Source organism: Paraburkholderia podalyriae (genome assembly GCF_014397785.1).
In the GTDB taxonomy this organism is placed as follows: Bacteria; Pseudomonadota; Gammaproteobacteria; order Burkholderiales; family Burkholderiaceae; genus Paraburkholderia; species Paraburkholderia podalyriae.
In genome coordinates, this window is record NZ_VZQQ01000065.1 from 1 (window position 1) to 18,441 (window position 18,441).

Annotated in this window: 14 protein-coding genes; 12 read left to right on the top strand and 2 right to left on the bottom strand. The window is 61.0% G+C overall.

Annotated features, from left to right (window positions below; genetic code table 11):
* Positions 1–139: 139 nt before the first annotated feature.
* The 7 genes from F6X42_RS35625 (at position 140) to F6X42_RS35655 (ending at position 7,026) form a co-directional block, all read left to right on the top strand.
* Entirely contained in the window at positions 140–571 is a 432-nt protein-coding gene (locus F6X42_RS35625; protein WP_246530386.1) for an SDR family NAD(P)-dependent oxidoreductase, read from the top strand.
* Between the two features lie 256 nt (positions 572–827).
* Positions 828–1,574: a GntR family transcriptional regulator gene (locus tag F6X42_RS35630; protein WP_187638640.1), complete on the top strand. Its 747-nt coding sequence runs from the start codon at positions 828–830 to the stop codon at positions 1,572–1,574.
* Between the two features lie 127 nt (positions 1,575–1,701).
* Positions 1,702–3,090 carry a gamma-glutamyltransferase family protein gene (locus F6X42_RS35635; RefSeq protein ID WP_246530387.1) on the top strand — a complete coding sequence of 463 codons (1,389 nt, stop codon included), beginning with the start codon at positions 1,702–1,704 and terminating at the stop codon, positions 3,088–3,090.
* A complete protein-coding gene (locus F6X42_RS35640; RefSeq protein WP_187638641.1) occupies positions 3,009–3,785 on the top strand; it encodes an ABC transporter ATP-binding protein in 777 nt (258 codons plus the stop codon). Before F6X42_RS35635 ends, F6X42_RS35640 begins: the two co-directional genes overlap by 82 nt.
* Complete coding sequence (locus tag F6X42_RS35645) at positions 3,782–4,636, top strand: ABC transporter permease (protein WP_187638642.1); 855 nt, start codon at positions 3,782–3,784, stop codon at positions 4,634–4,636. The genes F6X42_RS35640 and F6X42_RS35645 overlap by 4 nt, the downstream gene beginning before the upstream one ends.
* A 39-nt stretch (positions 4,637–4,675) precedes the next feature.
* Entirely contained in the window at positions 4,676–5,656 is a 981-nt protein-coding gene (locus F6X42_RS35650; protein ID WP_187638643.1) for an ABC transporter substrate-binding protein, read from the top strand.
* Between the two features lie 20 nt (positions 5,657–5,676).
* Positions 5,677–7,026 carry an amidase gene (locus F6X42_RS35655; protein WP_187638644.1) on the top strand — a complete coding sequence of 450 codons (1,350 nt, stop codon included), beginning with the start codon at positions 5,677–5,679 and terminating at the stop codon, positions 7,024–7,026.
* Between the two features lie 361 nt (positions 7,027–7,387).
* Here F6X42_RS35655 and F6X42_RS35660 read toward each other — a convergent pair whose 3' ends face one another.
* Complete coding sequence (locus F6X42_RS35660) at positions 7,388–8,548, bottom strand: porin (protein WP_187638645.1); 1,161 nt, start codon at positions 8,546–8,548, stop codon at positions 7,388–7,390.
* 389 nt (positions 8,549–8,937) lie between these two features.
* Between F6X42_RS35660 and F6X42_RS35665 the strand changes: the two genes are divergently transcribed.
* The 4 genes from F6X42_RS35665 to F6X42_RS35680 all read left to right on the top strand — a co-directional run bounded on the left by F6X42_RS35665 (position 8,938) and on the right by F6X42_RS35680 (position 16,207).
* Entirely contained in the window at positions 8,938–9,861 is a 924-nt protein-coding gene (locus F6X42_RS35665) for a LysR family transcriptional regulator (protein ID WP_187638646.1), read from the top strand.
* 446 nt (positions 9,862–10,307) lie between these two features.
* A complete protein-coding gene (locus F6X42_RS35670) occupies positions 10,308–13,577 on the top strand; it encodes an efflux RND transporter permease subunit (protein WP_187638647.1) in 3,270 nt (1,089 codons plus the stop codon).
* Entirely contained in the window at positions 13,567–14,772 is a 1,206-nt protein-coding gene (locus F6X42_RS35675; protein ID WP_187638648.1) for an efflux RND transporter periplasmic adaptor subunit, read from the top strand. The genes F6X42_RS35670 and F6X42_RS35675 overlap by 11 nt, the downstream gene beginning before the upstream one ends.
* The gene (locus tag F6X42_RS35680; protein WP_187638649.1) at positions 14,765–16,207 is read left to right on the top strand and encodes an efflux transporter outer membrane subunit; all 1,443 of its coding nucleotides are present in this window, start codon (positions 14,765–14,767) and stop codon (positions 16,205–16,207) included. The genes F6X42_RS35675 and F6X42_RS35680 overlap by 8 nt, the downstream gene beginning before the upstream one ends.
* A 100-nt stretch (positions 16,208–16,307) precedes the next feature.
* On the opposite strand, the gene F6X42_RS35685 is transcribed toward F6X42_RS35680, so the two are convergent.
* Positions 16,308–17,489, bottom strand: a complete 1,182-nt coding sequence (locus tag F6X42_RS35685) for a porin (RefSeq protein ID WP_187638650.1) — start codon at positions 17,487–17,489, stop codon at positions 16,308–16,310.
* 320 nt (positions 17,490–17,809) lie between these two features.
* Between F6X42_RS35685 and F6X42_RS35690 the strand changes: the two genes are divergently transcribed.
* Positions 17,810–18,097, top strand: coding sequence for a DUF4148 domain-containing protein (locus F6X42_RS35690; protein WP_187638662.1), 288 nt, complete (start codon positions 17,810–17,812; stop codon positions 18,095–18,097).
* Positions 18,098–18,441 lie beyond the last annotated feature (344 nt).

Sequence of the window (18,441 nt, forward strand, 5' to 3'; positions counted from 1 at the left end):
TGTCCGATCAGACGCCGGATGAGGCATACTTCGCGACGCTGCCAGCGATCAAATTGGCAGCTTGATGACCCCGGCGCTTCCACTTATAAACTCGATCTGACTGTCCGAACCAACGGCGCCACCTCTATTCGCACCCATGATGGTCAAGCGCAACTATGGCCGCATCATCGTGGTTTCTTCAATGCAGGGACGGCACGGTACGAAAGACGCAGCAAGTTATGCGGCGTCCAAGTGGGGCATCTTTGGGCTGATGAAGTCGGCGGCCCTCGAACTCGGTCGCTACAACATTACAGTCAACGCCGTGGTACCGGGGCTCGTCGCCACCGCTTTGACGCTGTACGAAAAGCGACTGACCGAAAGCGTCTGTGAGACCGGCTACCACAAACCGAACGGTTTCCTGACGCCGCAGGAGGCGTGGGACCGCCGCGCGGCAACGATGCCGCTTGGAGTCGGGTGGGTGCAGCCGGAAGACATCTCGCCTGCGGCGGTATATCTTGCCTCGGATGCCGCCGCGATGGTCACCGGCTCCGAAATCGAAGTGACGGGCGGCGACAGCGCGAAAAGCCTATAGCGGGATGTGTGACTCGCTCCGCCTCTCAATCAGGGCGTCGATGCCCCCCATTCCGCTTGGCTGAGCCATTAGCAACGGCCCAACCGGCACATATGCCGCTCGCGTATATCCGGCACAGGAAAGAAGAAGAGACAGGGGGTGGGCCCACGCATAGGCAGGCTTGTGACTGACTCCGGCAAGCTAGATTTGTGTTGACTAATGTTTTGAAGTTGACCGATAGTCACTGCCGAAAAGTCCGTTAATTCCAGGCCCGTGCGTGAAAGACATAACCCACTCCCCCTCATCGCGCGCTGACCATGTTTACTTCAGCGTGCGCGACGATATCTTCGACATGCGCCTGCTGCCCGGCGATCGCATGACCGAAGGCAGTATCGCCGACCGCTTCGGCGTTTCGCGGACGCCGGCGCGCGAGGCGCTGCAACGCCTTCAAAGCGACGGTTTGATGCGCGGCTATGTGCGAGGCGGCTGGAAAGTCGTGCCGATCGACTTCAAGCGCTTCGAAGATCTGTACGAAATGCGCAAGCTGATCGAGACGTTTTCGGTCAGCCGGCTCTTTGGGGTCGACGGCACCTTGTCCGCGACCGCCTTGCAGATGCTCGACCGGCTCGACCGTATTTGGGACGTTCCTCACACGCAGCGGGTTCGCGACGGCCGAGAGATGGTGTCGCTCGACGAAGCCTTTCATGAGGCGCTGGTCCTCGCCGCTGGCAACGCCGAGCTGAGCGCGGCCATGCAGCGCGTGACCGACCGCATCCGCGTGGTGCGGCGGCTCGATCTCGTTTGTGGCGACTGCATCGACGACACTTACGACGAGCACATTGCGATTCTCTCGGCCATCCGCGATCTTGCGGCGGACCGTGCAGTCGCATTACTGGGGTCGCACATAGAAGGAAGCCGGGCGGAGGTGCGCACGCTCACGACTGAGCGCCTGCAACGCGCCCGCACCGCATTGGAGCCTCACAGCGCTCCGTATGCACCACCGAGGTTGCGCGGCACCATCTAGCAACACGCGTTGGAGCGCCTCGATTTCTCAAGCGCCTTCTGCACTCGACCTTTACCGGGACTCTACCCGTTGGCATGGTTCTCGCATATGCACTGACTATGTATACAAGCAAACCCCCGTGCCTTCAATGCCGTCCGAATTCCTGAACCCGAGCCGCGGAACCCGCGGCATGGCGGTCGCGCCTCACGCGCTCGCCGCGCAAAGCGCTCTGGCGATTTTGCGTGACGGCGGCAACGCCGTCGAAGCGATGATTGCCGCGGCCGCGACGATCGCGGTCGTCTATCCGCACATGAACAGCATCGGCGGAGATGGCTTCTGGTTGATCTCGCGTCCCGGCGCTGAGCCGGTCGGCATCGAAGCGTGCGGCGTGGCGGCGCTGGCCGCGACCATCGACGAATATCGTTCGCGCGGACTGTCCGCGATTCCCGTGCGCGGCCCGCTCGCAGCCAATACGGTGGCCGGCACGGTGTCGGGCTGGCAGCGCGCGCATCGCTGGTCCGCTGAGACGCTCGGCGGCAGGCTGCCGGTGAAACGCCTGCTCGAAGACGCGATTCATTACGCGAAGCAGGGCGTGCCGGTTACGCGCAGCCAGTCGCAGTGTGTCGAAAGCCGCCTTTCCGAATTGCGCCCGATCGTGGGTTTCAACGAGACCTTTCTACACGGTGGTCGCGCGCCCGCTACCGGCGAGCGCTTCGTTGCCCCGCGTCTTGCGGCCACGTTCGAACAATTGGCCGACGCGGGCTTCGACGACTTCTATCGCGGCGACCTCGCGCGCAGCATCGCGAGCGATCTACAGTCGGCCGGCTCGCTGCTGAGTCTCGCGGATCTCGAGCGGCACGAGGCGCGCCTGCGAACGCCGCTCGCGCTCAAGCACTCGCTGGGAACCATCTACAACATGCCGCCGCCGACCCAGGGGCTCGTGTCGCTATTGATTCTGGGCATCCTTGATCGCGTGCTGACGAAGGACATGGACCCGCTTGGTTCCGAGTTCGTGCATGCGTGCGTCGAAGCGACCAAGCTCGGGTTCGCCGTGCGCGATGCCGAGATTACCGATCCGGATCACATGCGCGTCGATCCGCGTGAGCTCTTGCAGCCGGCCGGACTCGACGCAATGGCCGCGCAAGTGTCGCTGACGCAGGCCGCGCCGTGGGGCGCCGGTCGTGGGCCGGGCGATACGGTGTGGCTGGGCGTGACCGACAGCGACGGCGTCGCGGTGAGCTTCAATTGGCGGCCCGCTCGCGGCATTGCTGCATCAGCACGCGGGCAGCTGGGAGCCGGTGTTCTCCACCGCGATCACGCTCGACATCGTCACCGCACTGCTGGCCATTGCCGTGCTCAAGCCGATGCGCCGCCGCTTTCTCGCCGCGCAGCGGGGCGTTTGACTCCGCCCGCCGTCTGCCGCAATGCACACCGAACCGTCGTCGAGGAACAAACATGTCAGTTCAGCTTGCGTTACGCAATATCCGTAAATCGTTTTCGAACAAGCTCGGTTCGGTCGACGTCCTCGGCGGTCTGACCTTCGATATTCACGAACGCGATTTCGTCAGCATCATCGGGCCTTCGGGCTGCGGGAAAACCACCGTGTTCAACGTGATCGCCGGTCTGCTCGAGGCGGATAGCGGCGATATTATTTATCGCGGGCAGAGCGTCGACGGCTTACGCGGCAAGGTCGGCTACATGATGCAGCGCGACCTGCTGCTGCCGTGGCGTACCGTGCTGCAAAACGTGCTGATCGGGCCGGAACTGTCGAATATGCCGGCCGCTGAGGCGCACGACATGGCGATGGAATACCTCAATACGTATGGTCTCGCGGGCTTCGAACATGCTTATCCCCGCATGCTGTCGGGCGGCATGCGTCAGCGCGTCGCGCTCATCCGCACGCTGATCAACGATCCCGACATCATCCTGCTGGACGAGCCGTTCTCGGCGCTGGACTACCAAACGCGTCTGTATCTGGAAGGCGTGTTGATGGAAGCTGTCGACACGTTCCACAAGACAGTGGTTCTCGTCACGCACGACATCGACGAAGCGGTCGCGTTGTCCAGGCGCGTGGTAGTGCTCGGCGGCCGTCCTTCGCAAGTGAAGAAGATCTATGACATCGACATCGCCGCGCGCTCGCCGATCGGTGCGCGCAGCGACCCCAACTTCGCGGGTTATTTTCATGCATTGTGCGGCGAGCTAGATATTCAGACGGAGGTAAAGGCAGCATGACGCAGTCTGTTTCCATCGATAAATCCGCACCGGCACGGCGTGTGCCGAAGGCTCGCGGGCGGTACGCACTCGACAGCGGCTTGGGCCGTTCGCTGTTGCAACTGGCGGCCGTGATTGCGTTCTTCGCCATCTGGGAGGGTGCGGCGCGCCTTGGCTGGGTATCGAATTTCCTCGTCGGCTCGCCGTCGAAAATTCTTGCGGCGCTCGTGCGCGACATGCAATCGCAGCAGCTTTTTATCGACACCGGTTATACGCTTTTCGAAGCCATTCTCGGTTTTGTGTTCGGCACCGCGGTCGGATCAGTGTGCGGGCTCGCGCTGTGGTATTCGCCGTTCGTCGCGCGGCTGACCGAGCCATTCATCGTCGCGATCAACAGTGTGCCGAAGATCGCCTTCGCACCGATCGTCATTCTATGGTTCGGCACGGGGCTGATCTCGAAGGTCGCGCTGGCCATTTCGCTGACAGCGATCGTCGCGCTGATCGCCGCGTATGAAGCGGCCAAAGACGCCGATCCTGATTTGCAGGCGCTGCTTGTCACGCTCGGTGCGAACAAGAACGATGTCTTCATGAAAGTGGTGGTGCCATTCACCCTGCCTTATGTGATCTCCACCTTTCGCATCAACGTCGGCTTCGGTCTGGTCGGCGCGGTAGTGGGCGAATTCATCTCGTCGGAGAAGGGCCTCGGGCACATGATCTTCACAGCATCGAGCCTGTATGACCTCAACACCGTGTGGGCGGGCCTGTTCGTACTGATGGCGATCGGCTTCGTTCTGTACTTTTTGATCGACCTGCTCGAGCGCAAGCTGCTGCCGTGGCGGCAGGCGTCGAATACCACGACGCTCAAGGTCTAACGTTTCCGGCAGTCCAACCATTTCATCTTAGGACAGACGATGGCACTAACCGCAACAAAGGCGCTGACCGCGCTGAGCACCGCGTTAATACTTGGCGTTGCAGCCGTTTCGACACCGGCGCTTGCAGCCGGCAAGAAAGTGACAATCTCACAGGCGTTCCAGTCAATGCTGTATTTGCCGCTCTATGTGGCGATCGACGGTGGCTTCTTCGAGAAGCAAGGACTCGACGTCAGCAAGCAGACGGCGGGCAGCCCGAGCGCGGCGCTCTCCGCCGTGCTGTCGGGCAGCGCCGATTTCTCGCTGCACGGGCCGGAGTGGACGGCCGTGGCCGCCGAGAAGGGCGCGGACGTCGACGTGATCGCCAATGTCGTGAACGGTGCAGCGGTGTGGATCGCGGTTGCGCCGGACGTGAAGTTCAGCAGCATCAAGGATGTGAAGGGTCAGGTTGTCGTGGCGGGACAGATGCCGACTACGAGCACGTCGCTGTTCTTCAAGCTGCTGAAGGAGAACGGCATGTCGCAGAGCGACGTCAAGCTGGTTCAGGTGCCGCTCGGCTCGGAAATTGGACCGCTGGTCGCCGGTCAGTCGAAGATCGCGGTGATGTATGAGCCGGGTCTCGATCAGGCCGTCGCGAAGGGCATGAAAGTCGTGCTCGGCTTCCCGAAGCTCTATGGCGAGTACGCATTCTCGTCGATCTCCGCCAAACGCAGCGTCGACCCCGATGCGGCCGCGCGGTTCGTGAAGGGGCTGCAGAACGCGCTGGTTTACATGCAGGGCCATCCTGCGGAAACCGCGGCGATCGCTCGCAAGGAATTCCCCACGCTCGATCCCGTGGTGGTCGATGCAGCCGTCAAGCGCATGCTGGACGAAGGCGTGTATCCGAGAAACGTCGGCATCACGCCGAAAGCGCTGACCGTCGCGATGGACACGCAGATCGCGCTCGGCAACCTGAAGCAGCAACCCAACTACGATGGATTCATCGTTCAGAGTTACATCCAGCCGGCGCTTGCCGCCAAATGACACCGTTTGCCGACGCTTCCATGACCACGTTCGCTGCTTCTTCCATCCCCCCGATTCCCACTATTGCCCGGATTCGCGCCGAGATTGCGTCGGGCGACGCCGGCGTCGAGCAATACGTCGCGCGCGCCTATGACGCGGCGTGCGAATCGCAGGCGTCATTGCATGCGTTCTGCTATTTGCCGGAGGCTGCGCCGATCAATGCCGCTGATGCGACGGCCCCGTTGGCGGGCGTGCCTGTCGCGGTGAAGGATGTTCTGGATACCGCCGACATGCCGACCGAATTCAACTCACCCGCCTACAAAGGCCGACGCCCTGAGCGGGATGCGTGGGTGGTGGCGCGTCTGCGTGCGGCGGGAGCGTCGATTATCGGCAAGACCGTGACCACCGAATTCGCCTGGCGTCAGCCGGGTGCGACCGTCAACCCGTGGAATGGCGGGTTCACGCCGGGTGGTTCGTCAAGTGGCTCTGCGGCGGCGGTGGCGGCGGGCATCGTGCCGCTCGCACTCGGCACGCAGACCCAGGGCTCGGTGATCCGGCCTGCGGCGTATTGCGGCATCGTCGGGTTCAAGCCGTCTTACGGCGCGATCGCGCGCACGGGCGTGTTGCCGCTGGCGTGGTCGCTCGATCACGTCGGCATCTTCGCGACGCGCGTCGCGGATGTGGCCTACACACTGGCGCTAGTTGCCGGCGCCGATGCAGCCGATCCACACGTCTCGTGCGTTCCGCACTCCGCCGCGATGGCGCCCGGCACTCGGACGCGGCGCGTCGGCGTGCTGTCGAGACAGGCCGGCGGCGAAATCGAGCCGGCGCAGCAGGCCGCGCTGGACAGGCTCGCGGCCCAGCTCGCGCGAGACGGCGCGGAGATCGTCCCGGTCGATCTGCCGGCCGAGATTTTCGAAACGCCCGCGCATGCGTTGAAACTGATGTCCGTGGAAGCGGCCATCACGCATGGCGATCTCGTCGATTGCACGCCCGAGCTCGTGAGCCCGGCAATGCGCGGTCTCGTCGATGACGGGCGCAAGCTGCCCGCCACCGCATACGCCAGCATCAAGGCGGCGCAGATGCCGATGGCGCATCGCTTTCACGACTGGCTGACGCGCACGATGGCGCTCGATGCGCTACTGGTCGCGCCGGCCACCGGCGAGCCGCCGCGCGGCCTCGACTACACGGGCGACGCATCGTTCTGCGCGCCGTGGACCTTCCTCGGTGTGCCGGCCGTGACCGTTCCCGTGGGGTTCGGGCCGGCCGGCTTGCCGCTTGGCGCACAACTGGTGGGTGCCGCTCACGGCGACCTGGATTTGCTGATGCTGGCGGAATGGGTCGAAGCGCGCACCGGTTGGCAAGCGGCCTTGGCACAGCGGCGAGGTTGAATGCGGTGGCAGGCTGGGGCATCGATATCCGGTTGATGCCGAGGTGCCGGTCGAGTTGCAGGGGAGCCAGGCGGGCTGCTGTTCATTCGCCGTATGAGGCGAGTCGACTTGGCCCGGGCTGGCGAGTCGCCATGTTCGAAAGCGCGGCATGCCGTGATGCAGCTTCATGGGCTCGCTCGCGGTCGGGTCAGCATTGGCGCGATACCCGCCGCACCGCCGCACCGCCGCGTCGTTTGCGGCCACCACCAGGCGGCTAATCCCATTTCGCGGCAGGGAATGACTGAACGTTATCTCGCCCAGCACTCTGTGGAGCGCTGGGCTCAAACGTCATCGTTCGTAGTGCGTGCGATAGCTCGCCACGTCAGAAGCGATGGATCATCGCGACGCGATAGACCATCTGGTTCTGGCTGCTAGACATGCCGGCCGCGGCGGGGATTTGAGCATAGTCGAAGTCAGTGCCGGTGTGCGCGCTGACGACGTGTTGGTAGGCACCTTGTACATAGACCGACGTGCTCTTGCTCAGGTCGTAGTCAAGCGTGAGACCGACCTGATGCCACTTGGGAGTAAAGGAACCGCTGGTGGAGTGAAGGTGCGCGATCGTAAACGTGTAAGCCGCTCCGAGCCACAGGTCCGGTCGGAAGAAGTACTGCTCGTTTGCTTCGAAGTTGTCGAATTTCCAGGAATTCCATGTCCCGCCGGAGGGCCCGCTCTGGGACGTGAAATACGAGTTGGAAGTCGGGTCGTACACGTCGACGTGCGAATAGGCGAGTCCGGCCAGCGAATGCGCAAAGCGGTAAGTCGCGGCCACGCCGATGTCCTGCTGCGATGAGGCGGCAAACAGCGTGTCGCCGGAAACGGCGCCGCTGGCGTTTGCACCGGGGTTGTCGAGCTTAAGATAGGAAGCCGCCGCCGTTAAGCCACCGTTCTGGTAGTTCAACGTCGCGCCCCAGGTGCGGTTATTCGCGAACCCGCCCGCCTGGTTGCTAAAACCGTACATCGCTTCGCCAGTCAGGCCGCGGTATGTCGGGCTCACATACTTGACAACGTTGTTGACGCGGAAATCCCAGTCCGCGTTGTCGTTGTCGAACGGATGCGCGTTCACATCGCCACCATAATTTCCGGCCGCGGTGAGGCCGCCGAAGCCAAGCTCGTCGACGCTCGTATCGTACTGACGGCCGAACGTGATGGTGCCGTACTGATCGGACGACAATCCGACGTACGCCTGCCGGCCGAACAGACGCCCGCTCTGGCCTGCCTGTCCACTGTTCGTATCGAAGCCGCTTTCCAGCTTGAATATCGTTTTCAGACCGCCACCGAGATCTTCCTCGCCTCGCAAGCCCCAACGGCTCCCGTACGTGTCACCGCTTTTCATTTGATACGTGGCGTGTCCTTTTGCGTTGCTCGTGAAGTTGAGGCCCTCATCGAGAAGCCCATAGAGCGTCACGCTCGATTGTGCGTGCGCGACGCCGGTGACCAGCGTCAAGGAGGCGACTGCTGCCCACGTCAAGTTCGTCTTTTTCATTTTGACTCGCTATTTAAGGATTGTCCGCATGATGTTGCCAGGAGCCGCAGACGATCGACTCGAGACTGCCTACGCAATTTCGGTCGCTCGACTCGAAAGGCGAAGCAAGTCTAGGCAGCGAGAATTGCCACCGTTCACAAGGAAATGAAATCGAGCATTCAGGAAAGTTGAACAAGGCGCGTGAGTCGTTCTCGGCATGGAAAGTGCCGGCAGACAGACGTGTTGAAGGGGCGCAAGCCGTTGTATTTGGCTACCCCCCGCTTGACTTACTTTTTTTAGCGTTGGTGTAGGCGCGAAGCAAAACTAAAAAAGGCTTCATCAACGTGGAGCGGGCACTTTAGGGGAAGCGAGCAATGATGCATGCATCGTTCAACCATGGACATTGCATCATGAATCAGCTTCAGGCGATGCGCGTCTTCACCCGTGTGGTCGGCCTCGGCAGTTTCAATCTGGCGGCCAGGCAGCTTGGCGTGTCAGCGGCATCGGTCACGCGCAGCATTGGCTTGCTGGAAGCTCATCTGCATACCCGCTTGATCAACCGGACCACGCGCACGCTGTCGCTAACCGAGGCAGGTCGCGATTATCTCGAGGGCTGTCGCGCGATTATCGAGCAGTTGGATGAAATGGAAACGTCCCTCGTACAGTCGACCCGGGAGTTGCGCGGGGCGCTCCGGGTTGCAAGCGTGGCAACCTTCGCTGACGGCGGACTCGTACGCCTGGTTGCCGCCTACCGGGAGTTGCATCCTGGCGTGTCTTTCGAGGTAACTACTTTCGATGTCCATATCGACATGGTCGAAGGTGGCTTCGACGTCTGCTTCTCGGATGATCCTGGACTATTCAGCTCAGCGCTCGTTTGCCGGCCACTTCTGCGCATCCCACAGATCGTCGTCGCATCGCCTCAGTACCTGTCCAGGCACGCCACGCCAGTTGCCCCCGCGGATCTGACCCGACACACGCTGCTGTACCGGTCAGGAAGCGGTGCTCGCTACTGGGAGTTCGTGGATCGTAGCCGGGTTTCACGCGTCACCGCATCTGCCGGGATTGCGTCGTCCAGCTATGCGATGCTGAAGTCCGCATGCATGCACCACTTGGGAATCGCCTTGCTACCTCGTTCGATCGTTGAATCGGAATTGCAACGCGGCGCGCTTGTCGAGCTATTCGAACAGTTCAGTGTCGGCAGCGGCGCGAGAAATCTTTGCGCGTTGTATTCGTCGCCGGGCCTGTTGTCGAGGAGGGTGCGAAGCTTCGTAGACTTTGCGGTGGACCACTACCGCGCAATGGATCGCACATCATCGCTTAAGGCGGTCGCTTGAACTTCAAGCTACCGTCTTTCAATGAGGCCTTGCGGCAAGCTCCGCACTGCACCTGACAACTGCGCGTCCAGCCGGCTGCGTGAGAGGTGTCTAGTTCTTCACGGCAATTCAGGTGATCGCTGAGCCGCATCACGCTTCAAACGCCGCCTGTCTGCCGTTCGCGATGCCACCAGGCTGATGCGCTGTACGTGGAGCGGTTTCCGCGAGAGGAAGTCGCAAAGCCCCGCCGCGGGCAGCAATGCGTACAAGCGTCCCCGACCTCTCCGGTGCAGCCTCGAGCTCTCGTCCATACGAGTCTCGCTAACTAAAAGTTCCTTAATGTTCGAGGTAGAACCCTGTTAGCGCCCTACGTTCAGAATCCCCTCATAAACATGCGTGCCATGCATCAACCACATACCGATGCCTGCGCGCGATGACAATGCGCTTTCCTGAATGGAGCTGTCCCGATGTTGAAACTGGTCAGGCTGGCGTTGACGCGGCCCTATACGTTCATCGTGCTCGCGATGCTCATTCTACTCTTGGGCCCTCTATCGGCATTGCGCACGCCGACGGACATTTTTCCCGACATACGCATTCCGGTGATTAGCGTCGTATGGAGCTATACGGGACTACAGCCTGACGACATGGCGGGCAGAATCGTTACCTATTACGAACGCACGCTCGGCACGACAGTTAACGATGTCGCTCATATTGAATCCCAGTCGTTCACGGGTTACGGCATCGTCAAGATATTTTTCCAGCCAACGGTCGACATCCGGACCGCGACGGCTCAGGTCGCATCGATCTCGCAGACCGTGCTTAAGCAGATGCCGCCCGGCACGACTCCGCCGCAAATTCTCAATTACAACGCGTCAACTGTTCCTGTATTGCAGTTAGCGTTGACAAGCGACACACTCGACGAACAGCAACTCGCTGACTACGCGACAAACGCGATTCGCCCGCAATTGCTGAGTGTGCCGGGCGTCGCGATTCCGACGCCATACGGCGGAAAGACGCGAGAGGTGCAGATCGACCTTGATCCAAAAGCGTTGCAGGCGAGAAAGCTGTCGGCGGAAGACGTCGCGGCGGCGCTTGCCCGGCAGAACCAGATCATCCCTGCCGGTACGCAAAAGGTTGGTGCATTCCAGTACAACGTCAAGCTGAACAATAGTCCAGCGGACCTGCAGGAGTTGAATGCGCTACCTGTGAAGGTGGACGGCGACGCGACCATCTACATTCGCGATGTCGCGCATGTACGGGACGGATATCCGCCGCAAACCAATATTGTCCGGGTTGACGGCCGCCGCGCGGTTCTGATGAGTATCCTCAAGAACGGCTCTGCTTCGACACTCGACATCATTTCTGGCGTCAAGGCGAAACTGCCGCTCGTCGAAGCTTCGCTTCCCCCGCAATTGAAGCTCGTTACGATGGGCGACCAGTCAAAGTTCATCAAGGGCGCGGTGAGCGGCGTGGTGCGCGAAGGCGTCATCGCGGCGGCCCTCACGTCCGCCATGATCCTGCTTTTCCTCGGCAGTTGGCGCTCGACGATTATCATCGCGGCGTCGATTCCGCTAGCCTTGCTCGCGGCAGTTGCGGCGCTTTCGCTGATGGGCGAGACGCTGAATGTGATGACGCTAGGCGGACTCGCGCTAGCGGTCGGAATACTTGTCGACGATGCCACAGTCACCATCGAAAACATCAACTGGCACCTTGAACAGGGGAAAGACGTGCGGCGGGCGATCATGGACGGCGCGCAGCAGATCGTCACGCCCGCACTGGTTTCATTGTTGTGCATATGCATTGTGTTCGTTCCGATGCTGTTGCTCGATGGCATTGCGCGGTTTCTTTTCGTGCCGATGGCGGAAGCCGTGATGTTTGCGATGATCGCTTCGTTCATTCTGTCGCGCACGTTTGTGCCGATGATGGCGCAGTACCTGCTCGCGCCTCATGCATCGGGCGGACATGCAAGTGGTGAACTCGCTGCGATAACCGATCCTCATGGCAGCATGTCGGAACGTCCAACGTCGCGTAATCCGTTCATCCGCTTCCAGCGCGGCTTCGAGCGACGCTTCGAGCGCGTGCGCGGTGTGTATCGTGTGCTTCTCGGGCTTGCGCTGACGCACCGAAAGCGCTTTGTCGTTGGCGTACTCGCCGTCGTATGCGTGTCGTTCGTGCTTGCACCGTGGCTCGGACGGAATTTCTTTCCCGACATCGACGCGGGCGAAATCGCACTGCATGTACGCGCACCGGTTGGGACGCGCATCGAGAATACGGCAAGCATTTTCGATCACGTTGAAAACACCATTCGCCAGGTAATTCCGCCCGATCAACTGAGGAGCGTGGTCGACAATATCGGCTTGCCAGTCAGCGGTATCAACCTGGCATACGACAATAGCGGCACCATCGGTTCACAGGACGGCGACATCATGATCTCGCTGGGTGAGAATCACGCGCCAACGGCTCAATACGTGACAAAGCTGCGCGAAGTGCTGCCGCACGCGTTTCCTGGTACGACTTTCTCTTTCTTACCGGCGGACATCGTTAGCCAGATTCTGAATTTCGGCGCACCGGCACCGATCGATCTTCAGGTCGCTGGGCCGGATCAGGCAGGAAATCATCAGTATGCGAACGAACTGTTGCGGCGCGTGCGGATGATCTCCGGCATTGCCGATAGCCGCATTCAGCAAGCGGTCACTTACCCGCAATTCACAATCGCGGTGAACCGCTCTCACGCGGGACGACTCGGCATTAGCGAAGAGGATGTGACGGACTCCGTCGTCGCAACGCTCGCCGGTACGAGCCAGGTGGCGGCCACCTACTGGCTCAATCCGAACAATGGGGTTTCGTATCCGATCGTCGCGCAAACCCCCGAATACTGGATGGCATCGCTGTCCAGTCTCGAGAACCTGCCGATAACGGACGCGAGCGGCAGGTCGCAATTATTGGGCGGTGTCGCGAGCATCGCGCGCGGCGTCGGCAGCGCGGTGGTATCGCATTACAACATCGAGCCGCTGTTTGATATTTACGCCACTCCGCAGGGCCGCGATCTGGGTGCGGTCGCGAGCGACATCGACGGCATCGTGCGTGCGACAGCGAAAGATGTGCCCAAAGGCTCGACGGTCACACTGCGCGGTCAGGTGCAGACTATGAATAGCGCATTTACTGGGCTGTTGCTCGGCCTCGTCGGTGCAATCGTGCTGATCTATCTGCTGATCGTCGTGAACTTTCACTCGTGGGGCGACGCCTTTGTGATCGTCTCGGCTTTGCCTGCGGCGCTGGCTGGCATCGTGTGGATGCTGTTTGCGACGCACACGCCGCTGTCGGTGCCTGCTCTCACTGGCGCCATCCTCTGCATGGGTGTGGCAACCGCGAACAGTGTGCTGGTCGTCAGCTTCGCACGCGAACGGCTCGCGGTGACTCACGACGCACTGCGAGCGGCCTTCGAAGCGGGTTTCGCGCGGTTTCGCCCTGTGTTGATGACGGCACTCTCGATGATCATCGGCATGGCTCCGATGGCGCTGGGTCTCGGCGACGGCGGCGAGCAGAACGCACCGCTCGGGCGAGCCGTTATTGGTGGCCTGATCTGCGCCACCTGCGCCACCTTGCTGTTCGTTCCCGTCGTTTTCAGTCTGGTGCACCGGCGCGACGACGCCCCACCAGACGCTGAGCCGAGCGAACCACAACGCGAGTCACACGACCATTCATCTTCCGAACCTGGAGTCATCCATGTCAACTGACATCGACATAGCAGCGCCGCGGCGGCTGCGGCCTCTCAAACTCGCAGGAGTTGTCGCTCTGCTGGCTGCCGCAGCGGTTGCAGCGGCCGGCATCGCAACGCGCATGCATGCAAAGGAGCAGATGGCCAAATGGTCGGCCGCGCAGGCGATTCCAACGGTTGTCGCCAACCCGCCGTTGCATGATAGTTCTGCGCAGGTGCTAGTCTTACCTGGCCAATTGTCGGCCTATGTGAAGGCACCGATCTATGCGCGCGTTTCCGGTTATCTGCATGCGTGGTATGCAGACATTGGCGCGCACGTGAAGGCCGGGCAGTTGCTGGGCGAAATCGATACCCCCGATCTCGATCAGCAACTCGCTCAGGCAAGTGCCGATCTGCGCACCTCACAGGCGAACGAAACGCTCGCGGCATCCACGTCGCGCCGGTGGACCCAGATGCTGCAGCAGGACTCCGTATCGCAGCAGGAGACAGACGAAAAGACGAGTGACCTTGCGGCAAAGCAGGCGATGGTGGCTGCGAATCAGGCGAATGTTGCGCGGCTGGAGGCCCTCGAATCGTTCAAACGGATCACCGCACCTTTCGATGGGGTCGTGACCGCGCGAAAGACCGATGTCGGCGCGTTGATCAGCGCGGGCGGCGGCAACGGACCGGAGTTGTTCACCGTCTCCGACGCGCGGCAACTGCGCGTGTACGTCAGCGTGCCGCAGAACGAAGCCGCCGTGATCCGGCCCGGCCTGGTCGCGAGTCTGGCCGTGCCTGAACGCCCCGGCATGCAGTTCTCCGCAAAGCTTGTCGATACGGACGACTCCATCACGCCCTCTTCGGGGACGCTGCTGGTGCAATTGGCAGTCGACAATTCCAGCGGCGTGCTGATTCCGGGCGAATACACCGAAGTTCATTTTGAACTGCCCACGGACAACCATGCGATGACAATTCCTGCTAGCGCGCTGATGTTCCGGGAAAGCGGTTTGCAAGTGGCGGTGGTCGGTCCGGGCAATCGCGCAATGCTGAAGCGGGTGAGCGTCGCGACCGACCTAGGTACCAAGATTGTGATTGCATCGGGTTTGACTGCCACCGACCGGGTGATCGACAACCCGCCTGATTCGCTGGCAAACGGCGATCCGGTGCGACTTGCTTCGACATCCGCGACGACCGCGCTGACACAGCACAATGACGCGGAGCGCAGTCATGGTTAGGCGTCGCGTATGCGCGGTTCTGATTGCCGCAGCGCTCGTGAGCGGGTGTTCGTTCGCGCCGCCGTATCAGGTACCGCCGTCGGCCATGCCGAGCGCGTTCAAGGAGGCCCGCGGATGGCAACTCGCGCAGCCTGCCGACCGTATGCCGCGCGGTGAGTGGTGGACTGTGTATCGCGATCCTGTCCTCGATGAACTGGAAAGCAAGGTGACCAGCGCTAACCCCGACCTGGCCGCGGCGATGGCTCGGCATGACCAGGCGCAAGCGTATCTGGACCAGGCTCGCGCTGGCCACTTTCCCACCATCGGCGCTTATGCGCAGTTCTCACGCTCGCGTCAGTCCGACAACCGGCCATTGAGGGGCGCTACTCAACCAGCGCTCTACAATTCGGCGACTGTCGATGCCGGCCTCAACTATGACCTCGATCTATGGGGAAAGGTGCGCAATGAGGTTGCCGCGGGCAAGGCGGCCGAGCAGGCGAGCCAGTACGACATCGAGTCATTGCGGTTGAGTTTGCAGGCAAAGCTTGCTGAGGCGTATTTCCATCTGCGTGGTCTCGATCAACAGCAGGAATTGCTGGCGGATACCGTTCGCACATATGAGCATGCATTGCAGTTGACTGAAAGCCGGCACGGTGGAGGTATCGCATCCGATCTCGATGTGTCTCGTGCCCAAACCCAACTTGAATCGGCAAGGGCGTCAGTTGAAGATGTGTCGGCACGAAGGGCCTTGTACGAGCATGCGATCGCGACTATTGCGGGTGAAGCGGCTTCAAAATTCTTTCTAGCGCCCGCCGTCGCCCCGACGTATTTGCCGTCCATCCCAGTTGGAGTGCCTCTCGCGCTGCTGCAACGTCGGCCCGATATTGCGGCTGCCGAGCGCCACGTCGCCCAGGCGAACGCGCAGATTGGCGTCGCCAAAGCAGCTTTTTTCCCGGATGTGTCGTTAGGTCTTGACGGCGGTTATCAAAGCACAACTTTATCCCCGTGGCTGGCAGCGCCTAACGAGATGTGGTCGATCGGTCCGAGCCTGCTGGTGACCCTGTTCGACGGCGGCCGGCGAGCGGCCGTCACGCGGCAGGCGCAGGCAAAGCTGGCAGAAAATGGTGAAAAGTACAAGGCGACGGTGCTGCTGGCGGTACAACAGGTGGAAGATCAGCTTTCGCAGTTGCATTACCTGGGCAACGAGTCCGCGAAAGAAAGACGCGCGCTTTCGGCTGCGCAGCGTACGCTTAAGTTGTCGATGTCGCGTTATCGCGATGGCGTCGTGAGCTATCTGGATGTCGTCACTGCGCAGGCAATGGAACTCGAAACCCAAACCTCGGTGCTGGATTTGCAAACTCGCGAGTTGATCGCCTCCGCTGCACTGATAGACGCGTTAGGAGGTGGATGGGCCAACGAACCCGCCGACACGCCCACGTCCACAACGACGAAGTGAACAGTCACGTTTCGCAGAATAGGATGCCTCGCAGCGGTGTGCAGCGATTCGCGGCGATGCGTCCTGCTCGTCATTCACAACGCGAGTTAAAGACAGATGTCTAGAAGCGGTGGCGCAAGCCCATTGCGACCACGGTCTGCTGATCGCCTGCCGACGGTGCCAGCGTAAAGATAGAAGCGTTGCCGAGCGCCGGTATGCCGCTGGCGCCGGACACATGCTGATAGACCCCTTCAAGATAGACGTCTGTAACGTGCGACAGGGCATAGTCGGCTTGCAGCATCACCTGATTCCATTTGGGCGATGCGACGCCGCTCGCGCTGCTGAAATGCCCATCGGTGAACGTATAAGAGCCGCCGAGGCTCAGGGCCGGCGTAAGCGCATATCGCGCGTTCAGTTCGTAGTTGGTGAACGTCAAGAGGTTCCCCTCGAGAGCGACGTACGTACCGCCTTGCGCGACTTGAGCTGGGTCGTCCATGATCGTGCGCGTGACTACGAGGCCGACGGTGGCGGGCCCGAATGCGTAACGGCCCGCTGCGCCGAGGATGCGTTGACGCGCGCCCGTCAGCATCGCGTCGCCGTCACTGCTGCTGATCGCACCACCTGTGTTGGTGGGCGCGTCGACGCCGCCTGGATGATTACCCTGAAAATATCCGACTGCCAGGTCGACCGGCCCGCGCGACCATGCGGCGCCGCCGCTGAATGCGTTATTGTTGCTGAAGCCGCCAGCCGCATTGCTGAATGCGTAAGCCCAGCCGAATTTGAAACCGTGGTAATCCGGGCTGCGGTACTTGACCGCATTGTTCATGCGGAAGTCGTTAGCCAGGTTGTCGTTATCGAATGGGTGATCCGCGATATTTCCGCCGAAGCCGGAGCCGGTTGCCGACAAGGGCGCGACAAAGTCGACGAGGAAGTCGTATTGGCGCCCCATGGTCACTGTGCCCCACGTGTTGCTCGACAATCCCACCCACGCCTGCCGCCCGAAGACGTCTCCGCCATTAGCCAGTTTGCCGTTGGCAATGTTGAATCCGTTCTCCACATCGAACACCGTGTGCAAGCCGCCGCCCAGGTCTTCGGTGCCACGCAGCCCCCAGCGGTCACCGTTGAGATTCCCGCTCACCATCATCCAGTTCCTATGTCCCTGACCGTTGGCTGTCTTCTGGTTACTGACATAGTCGATACCCGTGTCGAGCGTGCCGTAGAGAGTGACATTGCTCTGAGCGTGCGCGGCTGTCGCGAAAGCCGCCGCTAGCGCCGCGCAGGCTGTTGCCAATGCTTTATTCATGTGGTTTTTCCTAGGGATAGATATGTCTGCCGCGCTTTCGGGCGCGAGTTCGCGCGTCGATGCGAGCGACTGGCGGGAATGTATTCGGACACGATTGGCTGCGGGTGATAAAAAGCGATCGATTAAATGAAATTGCTTTAATGTTCTGATCCGCCCGGGTTCAGTGATTCGTGATCGCACACTATGTCTTCAATAAACTAATTTTCACCGTTCAGGTAGTCATTCGATAAAGGTGGCTGGTTATGCTGATCCTCAACCGGTTCTCGCGCGACATAACGCACAGCGACCGGCCAATTAACCTAAATGTTGAGGATGAGAAAATGAAACGGATCACATTGGCGATCGTTCTCGCTGGAACACTGTCGGCCGCAACGGCCTTTGCACAGTCGGCTCCGGCCGGTTCCGCGGATAGCACGCAAGTGAGCAGTCAGGCGGCTCAGGTCGCGTCAAATGTCACGTCGGCGGGCGCGGCCAGTGGCCAGTGGGTGGCGCCATATGGTCAGCCGGAGGCGTCAAAGACCCGCGCTCAGGTTTACCAGGAACTGGTGCACGCCGAGCAGGATGGGCAACTTGCTTACCTGAACTCGACGATCTATGCGCACCCGTAACGTAGCAAAGCGCCTTGACCAACGGCGGCACGATGACGTCGTTGGCTGAGATTCGTGCCCTACAAACGCTTGTAATCTGGAGCCGAGATGAAGCGAAGCCGATCCACGAAATTTCGGATGGCCTTGATTCTGGCGACCGTTGCTAGCGGTCTCCTGTCCGGCTGCGCAGCGGACGCAACGAAGGCCGCCGACCAATGTGTGGGTCCACCAAGCTATTGCAACGTCTACTTTGGTGGATCATAGGGAGTGCGCTTCCCTCGGTCGGGAAGCGTACAGTCAGCGGCATGCGAAGAGGAAAGAAGCGGGAAAGCCACGTTGGGTCAGATCATCTACCGGCAACTTTC

Coding starts and splice junctions, on each gene's coding strand:
- F6X42_RS35640 (WP_187638641.1), top strand. CDS start 3,009: ATGTCAGTTCAGCTTGCGTTACGCAATATCCGTAAATCGTTTTCGAAC.
- F6X42_RS35680 (WP_187638649.1), top strand. CDS start 14,765: ATGGTTAGGCGTCGCGTATGCGCGGTTCTGATTGCCGCAGCGCTCGTG.
- F6X42_RS35675 (WP_187638648.1), top strand. CDS start 13,567: ATGTCAACTGACATCGACATAGCAGCGCCGCGGCGGCTGCGGCCTCTC.
- F6X42_RS35635 (WP_246530387.1), top strand. CDS start 1,702: ATGCCGTCCGAATTCCTGAACCCGAGCCGCGGAACCCGCGGCATGGCG.
- F6X42_RS35690 (WP_187638662.1), top strand. CDS start 17,810: ATGAAACGGATCACATTGGCGATCGTTCTCGCTGGAACACTGTCGGCC.
- F6X42_RS35645 (WP_187638642.1), top strand. CDS start 3,782: ATGACGCAGTCTGTTTCCATCGATAAATCCGCACCGGCACGGCGTGTG.
- F6X42_RS35685 (WP_187638650.1), bottom strand. CDS start 17,489: ATGAATAAAGCATTGGCAACAGCCTGCGCGGCGCTAGCGGCGGCTTTC.
- F6X42_RS35660 (WP_187638645.1), bottom strand. CDS start 8,548: ATGAAAAAGACGAACTTGACGTGGGCAGCAGTCGCCTCCTTGACGCTG.
- F6X42_RS35625 (WP_246530386.1), top strand. CDS start 140: ATGGTCAAGCGCAACTATGGCCGCATCATCGTGGTTTCTTCAATGCAG.
- F6X42_RS35670 (WP_187638647.1), top strand. CDS start 10,308: ATGTTGAAACTGGTCAGGCTGGCGTTGACGCGGCCCTATACGTTCATC.
- F6X42_RS35655 (WP_187638644.1), top strand. CDS start 5,677: ATGACCACGTTCGCTGCTTCTTCCATCCCCCCGATTCCCACTATTGCC.
- F6X42_RS35650 (WP_187638643.1), top strand. CDS start 4,676: ATGGCACTAACCGCAACAAAGGCGCTGACCGCGCTGAGCACCGCGTTA.
- F6X42_RS35665 (WP_187638646.1), top strand. CDS start 8,938: ATGAATCAGCTTCAGGCGATGCGCGTCTTCACCCGTGTGGTCGGCCTC.